Origin of the sequence: Pseudomonas parasichuanensis, assembly GCF_021601385.1 — a bacterium.
GTDB lineage: Bacteria > Pseudomonadota > Gammaproteobacteria > Pseudomonadales > Pseudomonadaceae > Aquipseudomonas > Aquipseudomonas parasichuanensis.
The window spans coordinates 184,044-206,889 of sequence record NZ_BQHO01000001.1 but is presented as its reverse complement, the minus strand read 5'-3'; the positions used below and the strand labels follow the sequence as shown (position 1 = coordinate 206,889).

Sequence of the window (22,846 nt, the reverse complement as noted above, 5' to 3'; positions counted from 1 at the left end):
GTGCGCCCGGCAAGGTGATCATCAATCGCGCGGGCCGCCCGGGGCAATCACTTCCCGCGAGCCGTTGCTGTTCATGGGGGTGACCACGCCGGCCATCTCCATCGACTCGATCATCCGCGCGGCGCGGTTGTAACCGATCTTCAGCTTGCGCTGTACCGCGGAAATCGATGCCCGGCGGCTTTCGAGCACGAACTGCACGGCTTCGTCGTAGAGGGCGTCGGCTTCGGGGTCGTCACCATCGCCACCGCCACTGCTACCTTCGAAGCCGCTGCCGGCCTCCTCGACGCCATTGAGGATGTCGTCGTTGTAGTCCGGCGCGCCGCGCAGCTTCCACGCCTCGACCGTGCGATGCACCTCGTCGTCGGAAACGAACGCGCCATGCACGCGGATCGGCAGGCTGGTGCCCGGCGGCATGTACAGCATGTCACCGTGACCCAGCAGCTGCTCGGCGCCACCCTGGTCGATGATGGTCCGCGAGTCGATCTTGCTCGACACCTGGAACGCCATGCGGGTCGGGATGTTGGCCTTGATCAGGCCGGTGATCACGTCCACCGACGGGCGCTGGGTGGCCAGGATCAGGTGGATACCGGCGGCACGGGCTTTCTGGGCGATACGGGCGATCAGTTCTTCGACCTTCTTGCCGACGATCATCATCATGTCGGCGAATTCGTCGACCACCACCACGATGGTCGGCAGGGTCTTCAGCGTCGGCGGCTCGTCGTCCATGCTCTCACGACGGTACAGCGGGTCGTGGATGACCTCGCCGGCCTCTTGCGCGTCCTTGATCTTGCGGTTGAAGCCAGCCAGGTTACGTACCCCCATGGCCGCCATCAACTTGTAGCGCCGCTCCATCTCGGCAACGCTCCAGCGCAGGGCGTTGGCGGCGTCCTTCATGTCGGTGACCACCGGGCACAGCAGGTGCGGGATGCCTTCGTAGATCGACAATTCGAGCATTTTCGGGTCGATCATGATCAGCCGCGCATCTTCCGGACCCGACTTGAACAGGATCGACAGGATCATGGCGTTCACGCCCACCGACTTGCCGGAACCGGTGGTACCGGCTACCAGCAGGTGGGGCATCTTCGCCAGGTCCGTGATGACCGGCTTGCCGCCGATATCGTGGCCCAGGGCCAGGGTGACCGGCGACTTGTTCTCGTCGAACTGCGGCGACGACAGCACTTCGGAGAAGCGCACCATCTGGCGGTTCTCGTTGGGGATCTCGATACCCACGGTGGTCTTGCCGGGGATCACTTCGACCACCCGCACGCTGGTCACGGCCAGCGAGCGCGCCAGGTCCTTGGCCAGGTTGGCGATACGGCTGACCTTCACGCCCGCGGCGGGCTGGATCTCGTAACGGGTAATCACCGGGCCGGGGTGGATCGAATCGACGGAGACTTCTACGCCGAATTCCTTCAGTTTGATTTCCAGCAGATGACCGACACCGGCCAGGGATTCCGGCGAGTACTCGATCTTCTTCTGTTCGGCCGGGTCGAGGATGGAGATCGGTGGCAGCGTGCCTTCTACGGCGCTGTCAACGAACAGCGGCGCCTGCTTCTCCTTCATCACCCGCTTGCTCGGCTCGGGCGCCTTGGGCTGCGGTGGCGGCATGTTGATCACCGGGGCCGGCTGCTGTTCGCGCTGGGCCACGTGCTTGGTCAGGGCGTCGTCGCGTTCGATGATGCGCTCGCGGGCCTTGATCTGCTCGCGCTTGTCCGGCACCACCGGGGCGACCACTTCATCGACCTGCTCGTCCACTTCACGCAGCTGCGCCACCAGGCGCTTGCGCTCGTTGCGCGCCTCCCACCAGCGGTTGGCGGCACCTTGCACCAGTTCGAACAGGTCGAGGGTGATCTTTCCGGTGACGTCCATCACCTTGAACCACGACAGGTCGGTGAACACGGTCAGGCCGAACAGGAAAAGCGCGATGAACATCAGCGTGCTGCCCTGCACGTTGAGCAGGTTGCGCGCCAGATCCCCAAGGCTCTCGCCCAGGGCCCCGCCGGCGGAGAACGGCAGGCTCTCCGAGGGGTGGAAATGGATATGCGCCAGCGCCGCGCCCGACAACACCAGGAACACCAGGCCGATCAGCCGCCAGGAGAACAGCCAGCCGCTCCACTGCCAGGGTTGGTGACGCTCGCGGAAGATCTGCCAGGTCTTGATTGCCAGCAACAACGGGAATATGTAGGCGAAATAGCCGAGGACCATGAACAGGATATCGGCAAAGTAGGCACCGGCGCGGCCGGCGGCGTTCAGCACCTGGTCGGCGTTGCTGGTGTGGCTGAAGCCAGGGTCGGACGTGTCGTAGGTGAGCAGCGCCATCCACAAGTACAGGCACAGGGCACCGACGGCGATCAACGCACCTTCCTTGAGGCGGTAATGCAGTTGCTGCCGCCACAGGGGCACAGGCAAGGGGGCTGGAGTTGTGGTGGGTTTCTTCAAAACGCGTCTATTCCTGCGCGAATAGTGATTGGCCGGTGACTGGCCAACAAATCACTACTTTTAACATTACTGCCCGCCAGCCGCCATGGCGGCACGCCGTTTCGGCCGTGAACGGGGGCTACTTTCATTTAGTTGCAATTTGAGCACGCATTTTCTTTTGTGACAAAGGCTTATGCTGTGTTTTTGCACAGGTGTGACAACAAAGACGCCGGATGGTGCCAACTGGAAGGTGAATCCAACACCTGGCCGGACGCATTCGCGGGTAAACCCGCACCCCCAGGTTATGCGCCTATCCTGCGGGAGCGGGTTTACCCGCGAAGAAGCCAACGGCGATTGACCCTGCAAAGCTCACGCGCCATGCTTGTCGCCCTCCCCTCCCCCGCCGCTCAGGAAGACAATGCTCACCTGGCTGACCCGCGACTCGCTGACCTTCCCACCTCTGGAAAAAGCCCTGCACGACCCCAACGGCCTGCTGGCTGCCGGTGGCGACCTCACCCCCGAGCGCCTGGTCGCGGCCTATCGCCATGGTTGTTTCCCCTGGTATCAGGATGGCCAGCCCATCCTGTGGTGGTCGCCCGACCCACGCACCGTGCTGTTCCCTGACGAGCTGCACGTTTCGCGTTCGCTGGCCAAGCTGATCCGCCAGGGCCGCTATCAGGTCAGCTTCGACACTGACTTCGCTGCCGTGATCGCGGCCTGCGCCGCGCCACGCGACTACGCAGACGGCACCTGGATCACCGACAACATGCGCGCCGCCTACTGCGAACTGCACCGGCGCGGCATTGCCCATTCGGTGGAGGTGCGCCAGGAGGGCGAACTGGTGGGCGGCCTATACGGGCTGGCCATGGGCCGGCTGTTCTTCGGCGAGTCTATGTTCAGCCGCGCCGACAACGCCTCGAAAGTGGGCTTCGCGACCCTGGTCGAGCACTTGCGCCAGGCCGGCTTCGCCCTGATCGACTGCCAGATGCCGACCAACCACCTGCACAGCCTGGGCGCCCGCGCCATCAGCCGGGCGGACTTCGCGGAACACCTGGCCAGGCACCTCGATGAGCCCAACCACGCTGCCTGGGTTCGCTAGGCGAGTTCCCGGAGCTGGCTTACACTTAGTAACAACGTCTCACCGAAGGGGTTGATCATGACAGAGCTGGCGCGGTTGAAGTTCTATGCCACTCAACCCCACTCCTGCAGCTATTTGCCGGATGAACAGGCCACCACGCTGTTTCTCGACCCGAGCCAGCCAATGGACGTGCACGTGTACGCCGACCTGTCGGAAATGGGCTTTCGTCGCAGCGGCGACCACCTTTATCGCCCGCATTGCCAGCATTGCAATGCCTGCGTACCGGCACGCATCCCCGCAGCACGCTTCATCCCCAATCGCCAGCAACGCCGCATCCTCAAGCGCAACGCCGACCTGACCGTCACGGCCGCACGCCCGGCGTTCAAGGAAGAATATTTCGACCTGTACCGGCGCTACATCGAGCAGCGCCACGCCGATGGCGACATGTACCCGCCAAGCCGCGACCAGTTCGCCACCTTTCTGGTGCGTGACCTGCCGTTTTGCTGGTTCTACGAGTTCCGCCTCGAAGGCCGCCTGCTGGCCATCGCGGTCTGCGACCTGCTGCCCAACGGCCTGTCGGCGGTCTACACCTTCTACGAGCCCGAGGAAGAGCGTCGCAGCCTCGGCCGCTATGCCATTCTCTGGCAGATCGGCGAAGCACTGCGGCAAAACCTCGATGCCGTCTACCTTGGCTACTGGATCAAGAACTGCAAGAAAATGAACTACAAGACCCAGTACCGCCCCATCGAACTGCTGATCAACCAGCGCTGGGTCAGCCTCAACTGAAAGCATTGGCTTGAAACACAATTTTCGGGCATAATCCACGCCACTTTTTTTGCCCGGTGCAGTTACGCGTCGGGCCAACTCTGGACACCGAGGGCTTTACTGCATGTCGAAAGAAGACAGCTTCGAAATGGAAGGCACTGTCGTCGACACCCTGCCCAACACCATGTTCCGCGTGGAGTTGGAAAACGGGCACGTCGTTACCGCGCATATCTCTGGCAAGATGCGCAAGAACTACATCCGTATTCTCACTGGCGACAAGGTCCGCGTCGAACTGACGCCGTACGACCTGAGCAAGGGCCGCATCACTTACCGTGCGCGCTAAGCTCAAGCCATGAAAAAGCCCGGCCATGTGCCGGGCTTTTTTATGGGTTTTGGAAATCCAGGGCTGCCAGCCCTTTCGCGGCACAAGGCCGCTCCTACAACAACCGCTGTAGGAGCGGCCTTGTGCCGCGAAAGGGCCGCAAAGCGGCCCCGATATCACGCCACCTCTGCCGTGGTTTCGTAGTCGAACACCAACTCGCCATCGCGCAGATCGATATGCACCACGCCGCCATGTTCGGCCAGCTCACCGAACAGGATTTCTTCAGCCAGCGGCCGCTTGATCTTGTCCTGGATCAGCCGCGCCATCGGCCGCGCGCCCATCTGCACGTCGTAGCCCGAAGCCGCCAGCCAGCCACGCGCGGCATCGGTAACCTCCAGCAGCACGCGCTTGTCCTCGAGCTGCGCCTGCAGCTCGATGAGGAACTTGTCGACGATGCTCTTGATGGTCTCGTGGGAGAGACGACCAAACTGGATGATGGTGTCCAGGCGGTTGCGGAACTCCGGCGTGAAGCTCTTGCGGATGACCTCCATCGCGTCGGACGAGTGATCCTGATGGGTGAAACCGATCGAGGCCCGCGCGGCAGTTTCGGCACCAGCGTTGGTGGTCATGATCAGGATCACGTTGCGGAAGTCCGCCTTGCGCCCGTTGTTGTCGGTCAGGGTACCGTGGTCCATCACCTGCAGCAGCAGGTTGAAGACTTCCGGGTGGGCCTTCTCGATTTCGTCGAGCAGCAGCACGCAGTGCGGCTGCTTGGTGATCGCCTCGGTCAGCAGGCCACCCTGGTCGAAACCAACATAGCCGGGCGGTGCACCGATCAGGCGCGACACGGTGTGTCGCTCCATGTACTCGGACATGTCAAAGCGCACCAGCTCGACACCCAGCGCCTTGGCCAGCTGGCGGGCGGCTTCGGTCTTGCCCACACCAGTGGGGCCGGCGAACAGGAACGAACCGACTGGCTTGTCCGGTGCCTTCAGGCCCGCACGCGACAGCTTGATCGCCGTGGCCAGCGAGTCGATGGCCGGATCCTGACCAAATACGGTCAGCTTCAGGTCACGCTCCAGGTTGCGCAGCAGCTCTTTATCGGAACTGGTGACGTGCTTCGGCGGAATCCGCGCGATCTTGGCAACGATGTCCTCAACCTGCGGCACCTCGATACGCTTGACCCGGCTGGCTTCCGGCTGCAGGCGCTGGTAGGCACCCGCCTCGTCGATCACGTCGATGGCCTTGTCCGGCATGTGTCGGTCATTGATGTAGCGCGAAGCCAGCTCTGCCGCCGCACGCAGCGCCTCATCGCTGTACTCGATGTTGTGATGACTCTCGAAACGCCCCTTCAAGCCACGCAGGATGCCAACGGTATCTTCCACCGAAGGCTCGGTGACATCGACCTTCTGGAAGCGCCGCGCCAAGGCGCGATCCTTCTCGAAGATGCCGCGAAACTCCTGGAAGGTGGTCGAACCGATGCAGCGGATATCACCCGAGGACAGCAATGGCTTGAGCAGGTTGGAGGCATCCATCACGCCGCCAGAGGCTGCACCCGCACCAATGATGGTGTGGATCTCGTCGATGAACAGGATGGCCTGCGGGCGCTTCTTCAGTTCACCAAGCAGCGCCTTGAAACGTTTTTCGAAGTCGCCGCGGTACTTGGTACCTGCCAGCAACGCACCCAGGTCGAGCGAGTAAACCACGCTCTGGGCCAGCAGGTCGGGCACCTGGCCATCGACGATGCGCTTGGCCAGGCCTTCGGCGATGGCGGTCTTGCCCACCCCGGCCTCGCCGACCAGCAGCGGGTTGTTCTTGCGCCGGCGGGCGAGGATCTGCGCAACGCGCTCGACCTCCTGCTCGCGCCCCACCAGCGGATCGATACGCCCGGCACGGGCCAGTTCGTTCAGGTTGCTGGCATAGGCGTCCAGCGGATTGCTGGAGGAGGAGGTTTCGCCACCCTCCTCGTCCTGCATGTCCTGATCGTTGTCGCTGTGGGACCCATGGCCCGGCACCTTGCTGATGCCATGGGCGATGTAGTTGACCACATCGATGCGCGCCACGCTCTGCTGCTTGAGCAGAAACACCGCCTGGCTTTCCTGTTCGCTGAAGATTGCCACCAGCACGTTGGCGCCGGTCACTTCACGCTTGCCGGAGCTTTGCACATGGAACACGGCACGCTGCAGCACACGCTGGAAGCCCAGCGTCGGCTGGGTTTCTCGATCCTCGTCATGCACGGGGATCAGCGGCGTGGTCGAATCGATGAACTCCTGCAGGTCATGCTTGAGCTTGTCGAGATTGGCGCCACAGGCGCGCAGAACGGTCGCGGCAGCCTCATTGTCAAGGAGTGCCAGCAGCAGATGTTCGACGGTCATGAACTCATGACGCTTCGAACGAGCCTCCTTGAAGGCCAGATTGAGGGTGACTTCGAGCTCGCGGTTTAACATAGCTTCACCTCATACCCAAGTGGTCGGCGATTAACCGTCCTTCTCGATTTCACAGAGTAGCGGATGCTGGCTTTCCCTGGCGTATTGGTTGACCTGCATGGCCTTTGTCTCGGCGATGTCCCGGGTAAACAATCCGCACACTGCCCGCCCTTCGGTATGGACGGTCAGCATGATCTTGGTCGCCAGCTCGCGGTTCAGATTGAAGAACGTCTCGAGCACTTCGACGACGAAATCCATTGGTGTGTAGTCATCATTGAACAAAACCACCTTGTACATCGGTGGCGCCTGCAGGATGGGTTTGGCCTCCTGCACCGCAAGGCCGGCACCATCATCCTCATGCCCGTCCTCATGGGACTGCGGGCGGTCCTGATTGAATGTTAGTCGAATCTCACTGGGTACATGCATGGAAAGAATTTCATCATGATCGACAGGTTAAGGTGGTGAGTTGACCGCACAGGCCCCTGTCGGCGCGGGCGCCGGCTGACCTTGACTATCGGCAAAACGGTGTTACAACCAATAAGAACCCACCGTGGTCGATAAAGATCCGCGCAGTCAACCAGATTTTTCGCAAGGTTCGTATGCGGATGACGTGGATGATACTCCAGTGATGGAGTCCTTTGCAGAGGGACATAGGGATGGCAAGCGGTAAAGTCAAGTGGTTCAACAATGCCAAGGGCTACGGATTCATCAATGAGGAGGGTAAGAGCGACGACCTGTTCGCCCATTACTCCGCCATCCAGATGGAAGGATACAAAACATTGAAAGCCGGCCAGGCCGTGACGTTCGACCTCTTGCAAGGCCCCAAGGGCCTGCATGCGGTGAACATTCAGAACGCCACCAACAGCGCTGACACCAGCACAAGCAATGCCGCCCCGGCCGTCCCCCTGCAAGCCTGATCCCTGCATATTGCCGGTATACGAAAAAACCGGCCGCTTCTTTATAAAGAGGCGGCCGGTTTTTTTACCCGTTTCACATGTGCTTGATCATTGCCTCACCAAACCCGGAACTGCCGACCAGCGTCGCACCGTCCATCAGGCGCTCGAAGTCGTAGGTCACCGTCTTGGCCGCAATAGCCCCGTTGGTGCCCTTGATGATCAGGTCGGCAGCCTCGGTCCAACCCATGTGCCGCAGCATCATTTCGGCAGACAGGATGACTGACCCCGGGTTGACCTGGTCCTTCCCGGCGTACTTCGGCGCGGTGCCGTGGGTAGCCTCGAACATGGCCACGGTATCCGACAGGTTGGCCCCCGGCGCGATGCCGATGCCACCCACCTCCGCCGCCAGCGCGTCGGACAGGTAGTCACCATTGAGGTTGAGGGTGGCGATCACATCGTATTCGGCCGGACGCAGCAGGATCTGCTGGAGCATGGCGTCGGCAATGGCATCCTTGACGATCACTTCACGGCCGGTTTTCGGGTTCTTGAATTTCATCCACGGGCCGCCGTCCAGCAGCTCGGCGCCGAACTCGTCGCGGGCTACCTCATAACCCCAATCCTTGAACGCGCCTTCGGTGAACTTCATGATGTTGCCCTTGTGCACCAGGGTCAGCGACTTGCGGTCGTTGTCCACCACATACTGCAGCGCCTTGCGCACCAGGCGCTTGGTGCCCTCTTTGGACACCGGCTTGACGCCGATACCGCAATCCTGGTCGAAGCGGATCTTGGTAACACCCATTTCCTCCTTGAGGAACTTGATCACCTTGTTCGCTTCAGGCGAGCCGGCCTTCCACTCGATACCGGCGTAAATGTCTTCGGAGTTCTCGCGGAAGATCACCATGTCGACGTCGCCCGGCTTCTTCACAGGGCTGGGTACCCCCTGGAACCACACGACCGGTCGCAGGCACACATACAGATCGAGCTGCTGGCGCAACGCCACGTTGAGCGAGCGAATACCGCCACCGACCGGCGTGGTCAGCGGCCCCTTGATCGACACCACATAATCTTTCACCGCATCCAGGGTCTCCTGGGGCAGCCAGGTGTCCTGGTCATACACTTGCGTGGCCTTTTCGCCGGCATACACCTCCATCCAGGCGATCTTGCGCTTGCCGCCGTAGGCCTTCTGCACGGCTGCGTCCACCACCTTGATCATCACCGGCGAAACATCCACGCCGATACCGTCGCCCTCGATGTAGGGGATGATGGGGTTGTCGGGAACATTGAGCGAATGGTCTGCATTGACGGTGATCTTGCTGCCGTCAGTCGGAACCTTGATTTTCTGGTATCCCATGCTGCACTACTCCGCTTTTCGCTGGTGTGATTGAAAAACGTGCGATGCACTGAGCCTAAACCAGCTTTTCCGAGCTGCAAGCTTCAAGTGGCAAGTGGCAAGCGGCTCGCAAGCATTTCCAGCGACTGCACTCATCAGAAACTCGCTGGATCGATGGGCCCACAGCCCATATTCCTTGCCGCTCGAAGCTTGAAGCTTACCGCTGCCCCTCTGCGACATCGCGCCACATTGCCCCTACGTCTTTGGTCTTATAAATGGCGCGATCGCACTTGACCTTGCTGAATCGACCAAAGGGTTTGATATACTGCGCCGCGACCGCAGGGTCATCGGGGCGAATCCCAGGAAAATGCGGACCGCCCTTGGCCATGAATGGCCACGAAGCCTGGGTTGTTACCGCACCCCAGCACTTGACGCTCGACTGATGCATCCACCATCACCGCTCGCAGCCTCTCGACTTTCCGCTCATGGCGATGCCAGGGCGAAGCGCCTACCCTGCGCACCTCGAGACTCGAGTACGCTCAGCACATAGAGAGTTAACCCGCATGCCCACCCGTTCCAAGATCATCTACACCTTCACCGACGAAGCCCCCGCCCTCGCCACCTATTCGCTGCTGCCAATCGTCGAAGCCTTCACCGCTTGCGCCGACATCGCCGTCGAAGCCCGCGACATCTCCCTGGCCGGCCGCATCCTCGCGGCGTTCCCGGAGCAACTGGGCGCCCAGAAGCAGGTAGCCGATCACCTGGCGGAACTGGGCCAGCTGGCCACCACCCCTGAAGCCAACATCATCAAGCTGCCGAACATCTCCGCTTCGGTCCCGCAGCTGAAGGCCGCCATCAAGGAACTGCAAGCCAAGGGCTTCAACATTCCCGACTACGCCGACGAGCCAGCCAGCGCCGAAGAGAAAGAATCCCGCGCGCGCTACGACCGCATCAAGGGCAGCGCCGTGAACCCGGTACTGCGCGAAGGCAACTCCGACCGCCGCGCGCCGCTGTCGGTCAAGAACTACGCCCGCAAGCACCCGCACAAGATGGGCGCCTGGGCCGCCGACTCCAAGTCGCACGTTGCCCACATGACCCAGGGCGACTTCTACGGCAGCGAGAAAGCCGCACTGATCGAGGCTGACGACAGCCTGCGCATCGAGCTGGTCGGCAAGGACGGCAGCACCACCGTCCTGAAAGAAAAGACTGCGGTCAAGGCCGCCGAAGTCATCGACTGCGCCACCATGAGCCGCAAAGCGCTCAAGGCTTTCATCGCCGAACAGATCGCCGATGCCAAGGCCTCCGGCGTGCTGCTGTCGGTACACCTGAAAGCCACCATGATGAAGGTCTCCGACCCGATCATGTTCGGCGTGATCGTCGAAGAGTTCTACGGCGACGTGCTCAACAAGCACGCCGCAGCCCTGGCCGAAGTAGGCTTCAACGCCAACAACGGTATCGGCGACCTGTACGCCCGCATCAAGGACCTGCCAGCTGACAAGCAGGCCGAGATCGAAGCCGACATCCAGGCCCTGTACGCCGTTCGCCCGGCCCTGGCCATGGTCAACTCGGACAAAGGCATCACCAACCTGCACGTACCGAGCGACGTCATCGTCGACGCCTCGATGCCCGCGATGATCCGCGACTCGGGCAAGATGTGGAACACCGCCGGCGAGCTGCAAGACGCCAAGGCCGTGATCCCGGACCGTTGCTACGCGGGCATCTACCAAGCCACCATCGAAGACTGCAAGGTCAACGGTGCCTTCGACCCGACCACCATGGGCAGCGTGCCGAACGTTGGCCTGATGGCTCAGAAAGCCGAAGAATACGGCTCCCACGACAAGACCTTCCAGATCAAGGCCGACGGCGTCGTGCGCGTGGTCGATGGCAAGGGCCAGGTCGTCCTGCAGCAGGACGTCGAAGCCGGTGACATCTTCCGCATGTGCCAGACCAAAGACGCGCCGATCCAGGACTGGGTCAAACTGGCCGTCAACCGCGCCCGCCTGAGCAACACCCCAGCGGTGTTCTGGCTGGACCCGGCCCGCGCCCACGACGGCGTGATGATCGAGAAGGTGCAGGCGTACCTGAAGGATCACGACACCACTGGCCTGGACATCCGCGTCCTGGCCCCGGTCGACGCCATCAAGTTCTCCCTGGCCCGCATCCGCGAAGGCAAGGACACCATCTCGGTGACCGGCAACGTGCTGCGCGACTACCTGACCGACCTGTTCCCGATCATGGAGCTGGGCACCAGCGCCAAGATGCTGTCGATCGTCCCGCTGATGAACGGCGGTGGCCTGTTCGAAACCGGCGCCGGCGGTTCGGCACCGAAGCACGTGCAGCAGCTGGTCGAAGAGAACTTCCTGCGCTGGGATTCGTTGGGTGAATTCCTGGCCCTGGCCGCCTCGCTCGAGCACCTGGGCAACACCTACGCCAACCCGCGCGCCAAGGTCCTGGCCAACACCCTCGACCAGGCCACCGGCAAGTTCCTCGACACCAACAAGTCGCCTTCGCGCAAGGTCGGCGGTATCGACAACCGCGGCAGCCACTTCTACCTGACCCTGTACTGGGCAGAAGCACTGGCCGCCCAGAGCGACGACGCCGCCCTGCAGGCGCGCTTCGCCCCGCTGGCAAAAGCCCTGGCCGAGAACGAAGCGACCATCGTCGCCGAGCTCAACGCCGTTCAGGGCAAGCCGGCCGACATCGGTGGCTACTACGCCCCGGATGCCGAGCTGACCGCCAAGGTGATGCGCCCAAGCCAGACCCTGAACAGCGCCATTGCCGCCCTGTAAGGTTCGCTTGACGTAACAGCACAAACCCCGGCCACGCACCGGGGTTTGTGCTTTCTGGATCAATGATTTCCAGCGGCCTACGCGGGCCCTGTGGGAGCGGGTTTACCCGCGAATGCGTCATTGCATTCACCATCGCATTCGCGGGTAAACCCGCTCCCACAGGGTACGCGTCAGCCCTCAAGGAGTAGTGCATGACCTGGCAAGCCCACATCACCGTCGCCACCATCGTCGAACAGGACGGCAAATTCCTCTTCGTCGAAGAGTTCAAGGCCGGCCGGCACGTCTTCAACCAACCCGCCGGCCACCTGGAACCAAACGAAACCCTGCCCCAGGCCGCCCTGCGCGAAACCCTCGAGGAAACCGCCTGGGAAGTCGAACTCACCGGCGTGGTCGGCATCTACCTCTATACCGCGCCAAGCAACGGCGTTACCTACCAGCGCATCTGCTTCGCCGCCCGCCCCGTACGCCACCACCCGGGCCTGGCCCTGGACAGCGACATCGTCCGCGCCGTCTGGCTGACCCGCGACGAGCTGCTGGCCGAGCCCTCGCGCTGGCGCAGCGAGCTGGTGCCCCGCTGCCTCGACGATTACCTCAAAGGCCCGCTGCACAGCCTCGAACTGCTGCGCGACTGACGCCACGCCGCGGGTTTGATAGAATCCGCGCTTTTCCCCCTGATACACACCGGTAGCCATGACCAGCCCAGCACTCAAAGACCCCGCCAAGACCCGCGTCATCGTCGGCATGTCCGGCGGCGTGGACTCTTCCGTCTCCGCCCTCCTGCTCATCGAACAGGGCTACCAGGTGGAAGGTCTGTTCATGAAGAACTGGGAAGAGGACGACGGCACCGAATACTGCACCGCCCGCGAAGACCTTGCCGACGCCCAGGCCGTGTGCGACCGCATCGGCATCAAGCTGCACACCGCCAACTTCGCCGCCGAGTACTGGGACCACGTGTTCGAGCACTTCCTCGAAGAATACAAGGCCGGCCGCACGCCCAACCCGGACATCCTCTGCAACCGCGAAATCAAGTTCAAGGCGTTCCTCGACTACGCCCTGTCGTTGGGTGCCGACCTGATTGCCACCGGCCACTACGTGCGCCGCCGCGATACCGGCGAGCTGACCGAGCTGCTCAAGGGCCTGGACCCGAACAAGGACCAGAGCTATTTCCTGCACGCCGTCGGCGGCACAGAAATCGCCCGCACCCTGTTCCCGGTCGGCGAACTGGAAAAGCCCGAAGTGCGCGCCATCGCCGAGAAACACGGCCTGGCCACCGCCAAGAAGAAAGACTCCACCGGTATCTGCTTCATCGGCGAACGCCGCTTCAGCGATTTCCTCAAGCAGTACCTGCCGGCGCAACCCGGTGAAATCCAGACCACCGACGGCGAAGTGATCGGCCGCCACCACGGCCTGATGTACCACACCATCGGCCAGCGCCAGGGCCTGGGCATCGGCGGCCTCAAGGATGCCAGCGACGAGCCGTGGTACGTGCTGCACAAGGACCTGGCCCGCAACGTGCTGGTGGTCGGCCAGGGTAACGAACACCCCTGGCTGTTCTCCCGCGCCCTGCTGGCCTCGGACATCTTCTGGGTCAACCCCATCGACCTGAGCAGCCCGCGCCGCCTCACCGCCAAGGTGCGCTACCGTCAGGGTGATCAGCAGTGCACCCTCGAACAGACCGAAAGCGGCTACCGCGCCGTATTCGACGAGCCACAACGCGCCGTCACCCCTGGCCAGTCGGTGGTGTTCTACGACGGTGAAGTGTGCCTGGGCGGCGGCGTGATCGAAGTCGCCGAGCCGTGGAGCCCGCGCGCATGAGCAACCTGCAGGAGCAATTGATCGCCCTGGGTGGCGTGTTCCAGGCTGCCGTGCTGGTGGACCGCATCGCCCGCACCGGCCAGGCCAGCGAAGCCACGCTGGGCTGCATGCTCGGCAGCCTGCTGGTGCGCGACCCCAAGGACACCCTGGAAGTGTTCGGCGGCGACGACCTCAACCTGCGCGACGGCTACCGTGCGCTGGTCGGCGCCCTGGAGCGCGACCCCAGCAGCCTGCAACGCGAACCGCTGCGCTATGCGCTGTCCATGCTGGGCCTTGAGCGCCAACTGGCCAAGCGTGGCGACCTGCTCGACACCATCGGCAACCGCCTGCCGCAGATCCAGTCCCAGGCCGAGCATTTCGGCCTGGTTCACGATAACGTCATCGCTTCCAGTGGAGCCTTGTACCAGGACACCCTGAGCACCCTGCGCCAGCGCATCCAGGTGCACGGCGACATGCGTTTCCTGCAGCAAGCCAACAACGCCTCGAAGATTCGCGCCCTGCTGCTGGCCGGCATCCGCGCCGCGCGCCTGTGGCGCCAGCTGGGCGGGCACCGCTGGCAGCTGGTGTTCAGCCGGCGCAAGTTGCTCAACGAGCTGTACGGCATGATGCGCACCAACGATTGACGTAGAACCTGTGGGAGCGGCGGTACGCCGCTGCGACTTGCCCGCGAAGCAGGCGAATCGGTGGATGGCACCGGCTACGCCGGTGTTCGCGGGCAAGCCCGCTCCCACAGGGTCTTACACCCGATTCGAAATGGCCCGACCTTTGGTCAGCCACCCGACCCCGGCGCATTTTTCATGTATGATATGCGCCCCCCAAAAGCCTGACTGTCCGAGAACACCCCATGCAGCTCTCTTCGCTCACTGCGGTTTCCCCTGTAGACGGCCGTTACGCCGGCAAAACCCAGGCCTTGCGCCCCATCTTCAGCGAATTCGGCCTGATCCGTTTCCGCGCCCTGGTCGAAGTGCGTTGGCTCCAGCGCCTGGCCGCTCACCCGCAAATCGGCGAAGTGCCGGCGTTCAGCGCCGAAGCCAACGCCGTGCTGGACAGCCTGGCCACTGATTTCAAACTCGAGCACGCCGAGCGCGTCAAGGAAATCGAGCGCACCACCAACCACGACGTCAAGGCCATCGAGTACCTGCTCAAGGAGCAGGCCGCTCAACTGCCTGAGCTGGCCAAGGTCAGCGAATTCATCCACTTCGCCTGCACCAGCGAGGACATCAACAACCTGTCCCACGCCCTGATGCTGCGCGCCGGCCGTGACGAAGTGCTGCTGCCACTGATGCGCCAGATCGCCGAAGCGATCCGCTCCCTGGCCCACACCCAAGCCGCCGTGCCGATGCTGTCGCGCACCCACGGCCAGCCGGCTTCGCCGACCACCCTGGGCAAAGAGCTGGCCAACGTCGTCTACCGCCTGGAGCGCCAGATCGCTCAGGTAGCCGCCGTGCCGCTGCTGGGCAAGATCAACGGCGCCGTGGGCAACTACAACGCCCACCTGTCGGCCTACTCGCAGATCGACTGGGAAGCCAACGCCCGCGCCTTCATCGAAGACGAGCTGGGCCTTGAGTTCAACCCGTACACCACCCAGATCGAGCCGCACGACTACATCGCCGAGCTGTTCGACGCCATCGCCCGTTTCAACACCATCCTCATCGACTTCGACCGCGACGTCTGGGGCTACATCTCGCTGGGCTACTTCAAGCAGAAGACCGTTGCCGGCGAAATCGGCTCCTCGACCATGCCGCACAAGGTCAACCCGATCGACTTCGAAAACTCCGAAGGCAACCTGGGTATCGCCAACGCACTGTTCCAGCACCTGGCCAGCAAACTGCCGATCTCGCGCTGGCAGCGTGACCTGACCGACTCCACCGTGCTGCGCAACCTGGGCGTGGGCTTCGCCCACAGCGTCATCGCCTACGAAGCCAGCCTCAAGGGCATCGGCAAGCTGGAAGTCAACGAAGCGCGCATCGCCGCCGACCTGGACGCCTGCTGGGAAGTCCTCGCCGAGCCGATCCAGACCGTGATGCGCCGCTTCAACATCGAGAACCCCTACGAGAAGCTCAAAGAGCTGACCCGTGGCAAGGGCATCACCCCTGAAGCGCTGCTGACCTTCATCGACGGCCTGGACATGCCAGCCGACGCCAAGGCCGAGCTCAAGCTGCTCACGCCTGCGACCTACATCGGCAACGCCGTGGCCCAGGCCAAACGCGTCTAAGCTGACCGTCGCGTACAACGCCCGGCCTGGCCGGGCGTTTTTATTCCGGTACAAAAATTGCGTTTTATCAATAGGTTGAACATGAATTCTGATACTCCACTGCAACTGCTGGGCGGCCTCACGGCCCGTGAATTCCTGCGCGACTACTGGCAGAAGAAGCCGCTGCTGGTGCGTCAGGCCTTCCCCGACTTCATCAGCCCCATCGACGCCGACGAACTGGCCGGCCTGGCCCTGGAAGAAGAAGTCGAGTCGCGCCTGGTGCTCGAGCACGGCGAGCGCCCATGGGAGCTGCGCCGCGGCCCGTTCGCCGAAGACGCCTTCAGCGACCTGCCCGAGCGCGACTGGACCCTGCTGGTCCAGGCCGTGGACCAGTTCGTGCCGGAAGTGGCCGAGCTGCTGGAAAACTTCCGCTTCCTGCCTAGCTGGCGTATCGATGACGTGATGATCAGCTACGCCGCCCCTGGTGGCAGCGTCGGCCCGCACTTCGACAACTACGACGTGTTCCTGCTGCAAGGCGACGGCAAGCGCAACTGGAAAGTCGGCCAGATGTGCAACAGCGACAGCCCGTTGATCGACCACGCCGACCTGCGCATTCTCGCTGACTTCGAACAGAGTGACGAGTGGACCCTGGAGCCCGGCGACATGCTCTACCTGCCTCCGCGCCTGGCCCACTACGGCGTGGCCGAAGACGAGTGCCTGACCTACTCGGTGGGCTTCCGCGCACCGAGCGCCGCCGAAGTGCTGACCCACTTCACCGACTTCCTCGGCCAGTTCCTGCCCGAAGAAGAGCGTTACAGCGATGCCGACGCCCAGCCGGTCAGCGACCCGCACGAGATCCAGCACGACGCCCTCGACCGCCTCAAGGCCCTGATCGACAAGCACATGTCCGACAAGGACCTGCTGCTGACCTGGTTCGGCCAGTTCATGACCGAGCCACGCTACCCAGAGCAGGTTGCCGGTGAAGAGCTGAGCGAAGAGGACCTGGTCAACTACCTCGAACAAGGCGCCGTGCTGATCCGCAACCCAAGCGCACGCATGGCCTGGTCCGAGCTCAACGACGACCTGATGCTGTTCGCCAGCGGCCGCAGCTGCCCGCTGCCGGCCAAGCTGCGCGAACTGCTCAAGCTGGTGTGCGCCGCCGATGCCCTGCACATCGACAACCTTGGCCAGTGGCTGCAGGACGAAGACGGCCTGATGCTGATTCAGCAACTGGTCATGCAAGGCAGCCTGGGGTTCGCCGATGAATAAGATCAGCGTTCGCCTGGCCGACTGGCACAAAGACAACGCCGACATCCACCGCATCCGCAGCGCCGTGTTCGTGGCTGAACAGCACGTGCCGCCAGAGCTCGAGTTCGACGCCGAAGACCCTACGGCCGTGCATTTCCTGGCCATGGAAGGCGACTACCCGATCGGTACCGCCCGCCTGCTGCCTGACGGCACCATCGGCCGGGTGTCGGTGCTCAAGGACTGGCGCGGCCTGCACGTGGGCGATGCGCTGATGCATGCGGTCATCAGCGAGGCGCAGAACCGCGACCTCAAGCAACAGATGCTCAGCGCCCAGGTGCACGCCACCCCGTTCTACGAGCGCCTGGGGTTCCGCGTGGTCAGCGAGGAATTCCTCGAGGCTGGTATCCCGCACGTCGACATGGTGCGTGATTCGCGCTGAATCACCTGAGTAATGCCTGGGGCCGCCTCGCGGCCCCAACACCACCTACACGGTTTCTTCCTGCCAGTTGTTGCGAAACGGCCTACAGTGAAATACTGTATGCACATACAGCACAACAAGGAACGCCCCGTGGCCAGCACCTCTGCAGCAACGCCAAGCAGTTATGAACAACTGGGTCAGCGCATCCAGAAGATCATCAACAGCCCCATCGCCCAGCGCAGCCGCGCCGCCTTGATCTTCCGCCTCGAACAGGAAACGCCCGAAGACTGGGACACCCTGCTCGAAGAGATCGCCGAAAACGACAACGTCACCCTCGCCCACCGCGATGACGGTGGCGTGCAGATCTTCTGGACAGTACCGAAGGAAGACTGACTGCCCATGAGAGTTCTGCTTCTCGCGGCCAGCTGCCTGCTGCTGAGTACCCCGCTTGCCCATGCCGACGCCCCGCGCACCTTCCAGGAAGCCAAGCAGGTCGCCTGGCGCCTGTATGCACCGCAATCCACCGAGTTCTACTGCGGCTGCAAATACAACGGCAACAAGGTCGACCTGGCGTCGTGCGGCTACGCGCCGCGCAAGAACGCCCAACGCGCCGCGCGCATCGAATGGGAGCATATCGTCCCGGCCTGGCAGATCGGCCACCAGCGCCAGTGCTGGCAGAGTGGCGGGCGCAAGAACTGCGCGCGCAACGATGCAACCTATCAGCGCGCCGAAGCCGACCTGCACAACCTGGTGCCGAGCATTGGTGAAGTGAACGGCGACCGCAGCAACTACAGCTTCGGCTGGCTGCCGGTGCAGCAGGGCCAGTACGGCAGCTGCCTGACCCAGGTCGATTTCAAGGCGAAAAAAGTCATGCCGCGCCCGTCGATCCGCGGGATGATCGCGCGCACCTACTTCTATATGAGCCAGCAGTACGACCTGCGCCTGTCGAAACAGGACCGCCAATTGTTCGAGGCGTGGAACAAGACCTACCCGCCGCAAGCCTGGGAACTGCAGCGCAACCAGCGGGTCGCGTGCGTGATGGGCCACGGCAACGCGTTCGTCGGGCCGGTCAACCTCAAGGCCTGTGGCTGACGGCGCTCAACCGAGCGCTTGCAGGTAGGCGCTGGCCTGCTGATAGCGGGCCAGGCGGGCGAGGTCTGCCGGGCCCGGACGGGCGATGCGCGACAGGTCGCTGTTGTCGGCCAGGTCCGCCAGCTTCACTTCACGGGCCAGCGGGTCGACGCCCAGGCGGATGACGAAGGCCTGGTAGCTTTCACCTTCGCGCCGGCTCAGGGCCAGCAGCGCAGCGAGGATCTTCAGCGGGAAGCCTTCGCGGGCAAGGTCGGAGAGGGTGAACGGGGTGTCTTCCAGCACATCGTGCAGCACTGCGACGATCCGCTGTTCGGGCGTGGTCACCCGCGCCATCACCCGCAGCGGGTGGAGGATATAGGCCGCCCCACCCTTGTCGCACTGCCCTTCATGTGCCTTGGTGGCCAGCGCGATGGCACGTTCCAGCGTTGCCATGTGGCTCTCCTGCTCAGCGTTCGCCCCTTCAGCATAGCCGGTAAAAATGTCCTTCGACATCAAGGCCCTGCCAAGGGTAAGCCACCCGCGACATGACGAAATCTTGACGGCCCTGTCAGCGCGCGACGCCGTGCTGGATGACAATCGAGTCGGTGCCCAGCTTGGCCATGACTTCCGCCTTGCGCGCATCCGCCTCGGCCTTGCTCGGGTAAGGCCCGATCAGCACCACCGGCTTGCCCTCGCGGTATTCGACCCAGGACGGGATGCCCTTCTCGATCAGGCGCGCGGTCATGTCGGTCAAGGCGCCCATGTTCGGGCCCTGGATCACTTCCACATCCCAGCCTTCCGGGGCCGGCTGGTCGGCCAGGGCATCGGCGCGGCGCTGCAATTCGGCGCCGCCGCAGATCTCACGGATACGCAGGTTATTGCCGCTGTCATCGATCAGGATCTGGTACTGGCCGTCGTGCTTGATCGCCACATAGCTACGGTAAGCCTCGTACTGCCCGGCATCGTCCTTGCCACGTACCTGGCCGCAGATCGAGCCCTGGGTATCGAAGCGCACGTTGGCGAACTTGGCCGTCTTGGGGTTTTTCAGGTGTTCAGCCACCTGGTTGTGCACCCCTTCGACCTCGTTGTTGCAGCCCGCCAGGGCCAACACCGCCATTACCACAGCCAGTTTACGCACGCGTCTACCTCCAGATTCGAAGGGGCGGATTCTAGCATGACCCGGGTCTGAGTCCGGGGTTCTGCACACGGGGCAGGATCACCGCCGCTCGACCATGGCAACGATGGTCGCCTGCAATTCCTCGCGGGCGACTTGCGGTGCGAGCTCCCCCATCGCCGCAGCCTGCGACAGCGCCTCTGCAGCCCCGACCACTGCCCGCAAGCCGGCCGTATCGATATTGCCACTGGCAGTGAACGGCGCCAGCGCCTGCCGGCATTTGTCGAGAAACGGCCCTTCGTAGGCACGCTTGAGCGCCTCCATTTCCGGTGAGCCGGCCAACGCCGCACTGACCCCGGGTATCTCCCGCCCTTGGCTGATCACGCAATTCACATAGGCGTCGGCGATTACCTGCGCCCGGCCCGGCAGGTCTGCAGCGCTGCCGGCCAAGGCATTGTCGAGCATGGCGGTCTGGCGGGCGTCGTACTCCTGGTACAACGCCAGCAGCAAGCCGGAACGGGTTTCGAAGTGGTCGTACACCACGGGTTTGGTCACCCCTGCCTGCTCGGCCAGCCGGCCCAGGCTCAGGCCTTCCGTGCCCTCCTCGCGCACCAGTTGCCAGGCCACATCGAGCAGCTGACGGCGGCGCTGCTCCCGGGACAGGCGTTTGCGTGGGGCGGTGTTGTCATCGCTTGACATCGATTACCTACCAAAAGTAACTTACCAACGGTAACTTACCGCGAGTATATAGCGCTCACGGTTTTCCTGCACTCGCTGATGGAGCCCTTGCCATGCATGCCCTGATCGTCATTGGTCACCACGACCCCGCATCCCTCACCCATGCACTCGCCGAGCAGATTGCCGCCGGTTTGCATGCAGCTGGCCATACCAGCGAACTTGCCGACCTGGGGGCCGAACAGTTCGACCCACGCTTCGGCCTTGCCGACCACGCCGTGCACCGCCGCCAGGCTGCAGCCCCGGCGGATGTGCTGGCAGAGCAAGCGCGCATCGAGCGGGCCGACACCCTGGTGCTGGTCTACCCCATCTACTGGTGGTCACTGCCGGCCCTGCTCAAGGGTTGGGTGGAACGGGTGTTCAGCAATGGCTGGGCATTCGACTACCACGCCGATGGCAAACTGATCAAAAAGCTCGGCGGCCTGAACGTGCACCTGGTCGGCGTGGCCGGTGCGGACGCTGCCACCTTTGAACGCCATGGTTACAGCCAGGCCATGGCAACCCAGATCGAACACGGCATCTTCGATTACTGCGGCGCCAAGGTGCTCAGCACCACGCTGCTTGCCGACAGCGAAATCCAGGACAACCTCGCCAATCTAAAACGCGCGCGGCAGTTGGGCGAGCGAGTGTTCGAAAGCAGTCCCGCCCTCGCTTGCCTCTCATAGACAAGAAGCGGCAATAGCGTGCTGTGTCAAATCGGCCGCCAACTCACACAGCGCGGCGCCATGCCACGGCAAAGGGGGGGCCATTCAGGCGCGAAACAGAAGGGAAAACAAGATAGCCGACAAACGGCAAAAGCCCCACTTGCCGGGGACGAGGAGCACGTGTGAGGACGTTATGTGTTTGGCACTAAGCGAAATGAAGAGGGAAGAAGCGGGAAGAAAGTGGAAAAGCCCGGAAAGACTGGGCTAGAGGAAGGAGCGCTGAGAAAAGTGGTGCCAAACAGGCGCAAAACCATAAACCGGCGACAAAACGAAAAGAGCCCGCATTTAGCGGGCTCTTTGGCATCTGGGCCTCAGATCATCCAGCCACCGGCCCACACCACGCGGCCAATGATATGCAGCGAGCTGAGCCGCTCATGCGGAACGGTCATCGACTCATAGGCCGTGTTCGCGCTGATGATCTTCACGCTGCCGTCGTAGAGGCGTTGCAGCCGCTTTGCATAGAGCAGGTCATCCAGGCGTATCACGTAGAACGCCTCCCCCTGGAGCACGTCGCGGCTCAGATCGACCATCACCGTATCGCCATCACTCAGGATGGGCTCGTTTGAGTCCCCGTCTACTCGCACAGCCGCAAGCTTTTCCGGGGAAAGCCCCTTCTTTCGCAAGCTGTAGCGGGTAAACGCCAGCTTGGTAAGCACCCTCGCCCCCTCTGTCCATGCACCGTGCCCCTGGCTGATATGGGCGTCATACAGCGGGATGTATGCATAAACCTCGTCGTCAGAGGGCGCATCGACTGCAACCTGGCGAAGCGCGCCCGTGGCTAGCCACTCAAGATCGGCTTCAACGGCATGCGCAATCGCCACAAGGCGAGACACCTTGGGTTCGCTTTCGCCGTTCAGGTACGACTCAAGCGTGCTGCGAGGAATCCCAGTGCGGCGGGACAGCTCCTCACCGCTCCCTGCGAGCCCCACACAGTGCCTGATGCGATCCCCCAAGGCTTTTGCAAATGCCTGGATTTCAGTTTTCGACATTTCGGATTCCAGTAAGGGGAAAGCGAAATGCCATTTGTCGGGCAATCCGAAATTTCGCTTTCCGAAAAACTGTTGATAGAACAAGGGGTTGCGTCATTTTCCGGCATGCAAATGCCAAAAACCTGATACGAATCTTCTGTTTTCTGTTGTGCGTCCTTCTGAAAACGGCTAGCTTATTCACAAGGGAACGTTAGAACCCCCAAAAAAACCACCTTTTTCAGTGGCTACGGAAACAGAAAATGAAACCAGCTAACGGAATTCCGAAGGACCCCGAGCTGCGCTGGGAGTGGATCAAATTCCAGCTCCGCGCACACGGCACCTCCCTGTCGAAGCTCGCCCGCCAACTTAGCGTTGAGCGCAACGCCCTTCACAACGTGAAGCGTGGTCCCTATCCAAGGATGGAAACCGCAATAGCCAAGGCCATCGGCCTCACCCCCCAGCAGGTCTGGCCTGAACGCTGGAATAGCGACGGCACCCCTAACCGGCAGCGAGGCGCACGAACTGAGACGCCTTCGGAAAACGGCTAGAAGTCTA

At 62.6% G+C, this 22,846-nt stretch carries 23 protein-coding genes; 15 read left to right on the top strand and 8 right to left on the bottom strand.

Features of this window, described 5'->3' with window-relative positions:
* Window positions 1–21: 21 nt before the first annotated feature.
* Entirely contained in the window at window positions 22–2,439 is a 2,418-nt protein-coding gene (ftsK, locus tag L6D77_RS00990; protein WP_236169942.1) for a DNA translocase FtsK, read from the bottom strand.
* A 397-nt stretch (window positions 2,440–2,836) separates the two neighbouring features.
* Here ftsK and aat point away from each other — a divergent pair, with 397 nt between their 5' ends.
* The 3 genes from aat (at window position 2,837) to infA (ending at window position 4,604) form a co-directional block, all read left to right on the top strand.
* Window positions 2,837–3,517 carry a leucyl/phenylalanyl-tRNA--protein transferase gene (aat, locus tag L6D77_RS00985; protein ID WP_232879848.1) on the top strand — a complete coding sequence of 227 codons (681 nt, stop codon included), beginning with the start codon at window positions 2,837–2,839 and terminating at the stop codon, window positions 3,515–3,517.
* Between the two features lie 57 nt (window positions 3,518–3,574).
* On the top strand, window positions 3,575–4,282 hold the full coding sequence (locus tag L6D77_RS00980) for an arginyltransferase (protein ID WP_232879849.1): 708 nt from the start codon (window positions 3,575–3,577) through the stop codon (window positions 4,280–4,282).
* Window positions 4,283–4,385: 103 nt separating this feature from the next.
* Window positions 4,386–4,604 (top strand): translation initiation factor IF-1, encoded by a 219-nt coding sequence (infA, locus tag L6D77_RS00975; RefSeq protein WP_002553999.1) that lies wholly within the window; start codon window positions 4,386–4,388, stop codon window positions 4,602–4,604.
* A 155-nt stretch (window positions 4,605–4,759) separates the two neighbouring features.
* On the opposite strand, the gene clpA is transcribed toward infA, so the two are convergent.
* Complete coding sequence (gene clpA, locus L6D77_RS00970) at window positions 4,760–7,030, bottom strand: ATP-dependent Clp protease ATP-binding subunit ClpA (protein ID WP_232879850.1); 2,271 nt, start codon at window positions 7,028–7,030, stop codon at window positions 4,760–4,762.
* A gap of 30 nt (window positions 7,031–7,060) precedes the next feature.
* Window positions 7,061–7,435 carry an ATP-dependent Clp protease adapter ClpS gene (gene clpS, locus L6D77_RS00965; RefSeq protein WP_028692390.1) on the bottom strand — a complete coding sequence of 125 codons (375 nt, stop codon included), beginning with the start codon at window positions 7,433–7,435 and terminating at the stop codon, window positions 7,061–7,063.
* 230 nt (window positions 7,436–7,665) lie between these two features.
* Here clpS and cspD point away from each other — a divergent pair, with 230 nt between their 5' ends.
* The gene (gene cspD, locus L6D77_RS00960) at window positions 7,666–7,926 is read left to right on the top strand and encodes a cold shock domain-containing protein CspD (protein WP_269807320.1); all 261 of its coding nucleotides are present in this window, start codon (window positions 7,666–7,668) and stop codon (window positions 7,924–7,926) included.
* Between the two features lie 73 nt (window positions 7,927–7,999).
* Here cspD and icd read toward each other — a convergent pair whose 3' ends face one another.
* Complete coding sequence (gene icd / locus L6D77_RS00955; protein WP_232879851.1) at window positions 8,000–9,256, bottom strand: NADP-dependent isocitrate dehydrogenase; 1,257 nt, start codon at window positions 9,254–9,256, stop codon at window positions 8,000–8,002.
* 542 nt (window positions 9,257–9,798) lie between these two features.
* On the opposite strand from icd, the gene L6D77_RS00950 reads away from it, so the two are divergent.
* The 9 genes from L6D77_RS00950 (at window position 9,799) to L6D77_RS00910 (ending at window position 18,791) form a co-directional block, all read left to right on the top strand.
* Complete coding sequence (locus L6D77_RS00950; protein WP_232879852.1) at window positions 9,799–12,024, top strand: NADP-dependent isocitrate dehydrogenase; 2,226 nt, start codon at window positions 9,799–9,801, stop codon at window positions 12,022–12,024.
* A gap of 191 nt (window positions 12,025–12,215) precedes the next feature.
* Window positions 12,216–12,656 (top strand): NUDIX hydrolase, encoded by a 441-nt coding sequence (locus L6D77_RS00945; RefSeq protein ID WP_232879853.1) that lies wholly within the window; start codon window positions 12,216–12,218, stop codon window positions 12,654–12,656.
* 58 nt (window positions 12,657–12,714) lie between these two features.
* The gene (mnmA, locus tag L6D77_RS00940; RefSeq protein ID WP_232879854.1) at window positions 12,715–13,839 is read left to right on the top strand and encodes a tRNA 2-thiouridine(34) synthase MnmA; all 1,125 of its coding nucleotides are present in this window, start codon (window positions 12,715–12,717) and stop codon (window positions 13,837–13,839) included.
* Window positions 13,836–14,462 (top strand): high frequency lysogenization protein HflD, encoded by a 627-nt coding sequence (hflD, locus tag L6D77_RS00935; protein ID WP_110993193.1) that lies wholly within the window; start codon window positions 13,836–13,838, stop codon window positions 14,460–14,462. The genes mnmA and hflD overlap by 4 nt, the downstream gene beginning before the upstream one ends.
* Before the next feature lie 221 nt (window positions 14,463–14,683).
* Window positions 14,684–16,054, top strand: a complete 1,371-nt coding sequence (purB, locus tag L6D77_RS00930) for an adenylosuccinate lyase (RefSeq protein WP_232879855.1) — start codon at window positions 14,684–14,686, stop codon at window positions 16,052–16,054.
* Between the two features lie 81 nt (window positions 16,055–16,135).
* A complete protein-coding gene (locus L6D77_RS00925; RefSeq protein ID WP_232879856.1) occupies window positions 16,136–17,302 on the top strand; it encodes a ribosomal protein uL16 3-hydroxylase in 1,167 nt (388 codons plus the stop codon).
* On the top strand, window positions 17,295–17,720 hold the full coding sequence (locus L6D77_RS00920) for a GNAT family N-acetyltransferase (protein ID WP_232879857.1): 426 nt from the start codon (window positions 17,295–17,297) through the stop codon (window positions 17,718–17,720). Before L6D77_RS00925 ends, L6D77_RS00920 begins: the two co-directional genes overlap by 8 nt.
* A 129-nt stretch (window positions 17,721–17,849) precedes the next feature.
* Window positions 17,850–18,092, top strand: a complete 243-nt coding sequence (locus tag L6D77_RS00915; RefSeq protein ID WP_232879858.1) for a DUF1654 domain-containing protein — start codon at window positions 17,850–17,852, stop codon at window positions 18,090–18,092.
* A gap of 6 nt (window positions 18,093–18,098) precedes the next feature.
* Window positions 18,099–18,791, top strand: coding sequence for an endonuclease (locus L6D77_RS00910; protein ID WP_232879859.1), 693 nt, complete (start codon window positions 18,099–18,101; stop codon window positions 18,789–18,791).
* Between the two features lie 6 nt (window positions 18,792–18,797).
* Here L6D77_RS00910 and L6D77_RS00905 read toward each other — a convergent pair whose 3' ends face one another.
* The 3 genes from L6D77_RS00905 to L6D77_RS00895 all read right to left on the bottom strand — a co-directional run bounded on the left by L6D77_RS00905 (window position 18,798) and on the right by L6D77_RS00895 (window position 20,583).
* Window positions 18,798–19,223: a GTP pyrophosphokinase gene (locus L6D77_RS00905; protein ID WP_232879860.1), complete on the bottom strand. Its 426-nt coding sequence runs from the start codon at window positions 19,221–19,223 to the stop codon at window positions 18,798–18,800.
* Between the two features lie 115 nt (window positions 19,224–19,338).
* The gene (locus L6D77_RS00900) at window positions 19,339–19,908 is read right to left on the bottom strand and encodes an SPOR domain-containing protein (RefSeq protein ID WP_232879861.1); all 570 of its coding nucleotides are present in this window, start codon (window positions 19,906–19,908) and stop codon (window positions 19,339–19,341) included.
* Window positions 19,909–19,986: 78 nt separating this feature from the next.
* Window positions 19,987–20,583 (bottom strand): TetR/AcrR family transcriptional regulator, encoded by a 597-nt coding sequence (locus L6D77_RS00895; RefSeq protein WP_232879862.1) that lies wholly within the window; start codon window positions 20,581–20,583, stop codon window positions 19,987–19,989.
* 92 nt (window positions 20,584–20,675) lie between these two features.
* Here L6D77_RS00895 and L6D77_RS00890 point away from each other — a divergent pair, with 92 nt between their 5' ends.
* Complete coding sequence (locus tag L6D77_RS00890) at window positions 20,676–21,284, top strand: NAD(P)H-dependent oxidoreductase (protein ID WP_232879863.1); 609 nt, start codon at window positions 20,676–20,678, stop codon at window positions 21,282–21,284.
* A gap of 350 nt (window positions 21,285–21,634) precedes the next feature.
* Here L6D77_RS00890 and L6D77_RS00885 read toward each other — a convergent pair whose 3' ends face one another.
* A complete protein-coding gene (locus tag L6D77_RS00885; RefSeq protein WP_309295643.1) occupies window positions 21,635–22,396 on the bottom strand; it encodes an XRE family transcriptional regulator in 762 nt (253 codons plus the stop codon).
* A 155-nt stretch (window positions 22,397–22,551) separates the two neighbouring features.
* Between L6D77_RS00885 and L6D77_RS00880 the strand changes: the two genes are divergently transcribed.
* Entirely contained in the window at window positions 22,552–22,839 is a 288-nt protein-coding gene (locus tag L6D77_RS00880; protein ID WP_232879864.1) for a helix-turn-helix domain-containing protein, read from the top strand.
* Window positions 22,840–22,846: the final 7 nt, after the last annotated feature.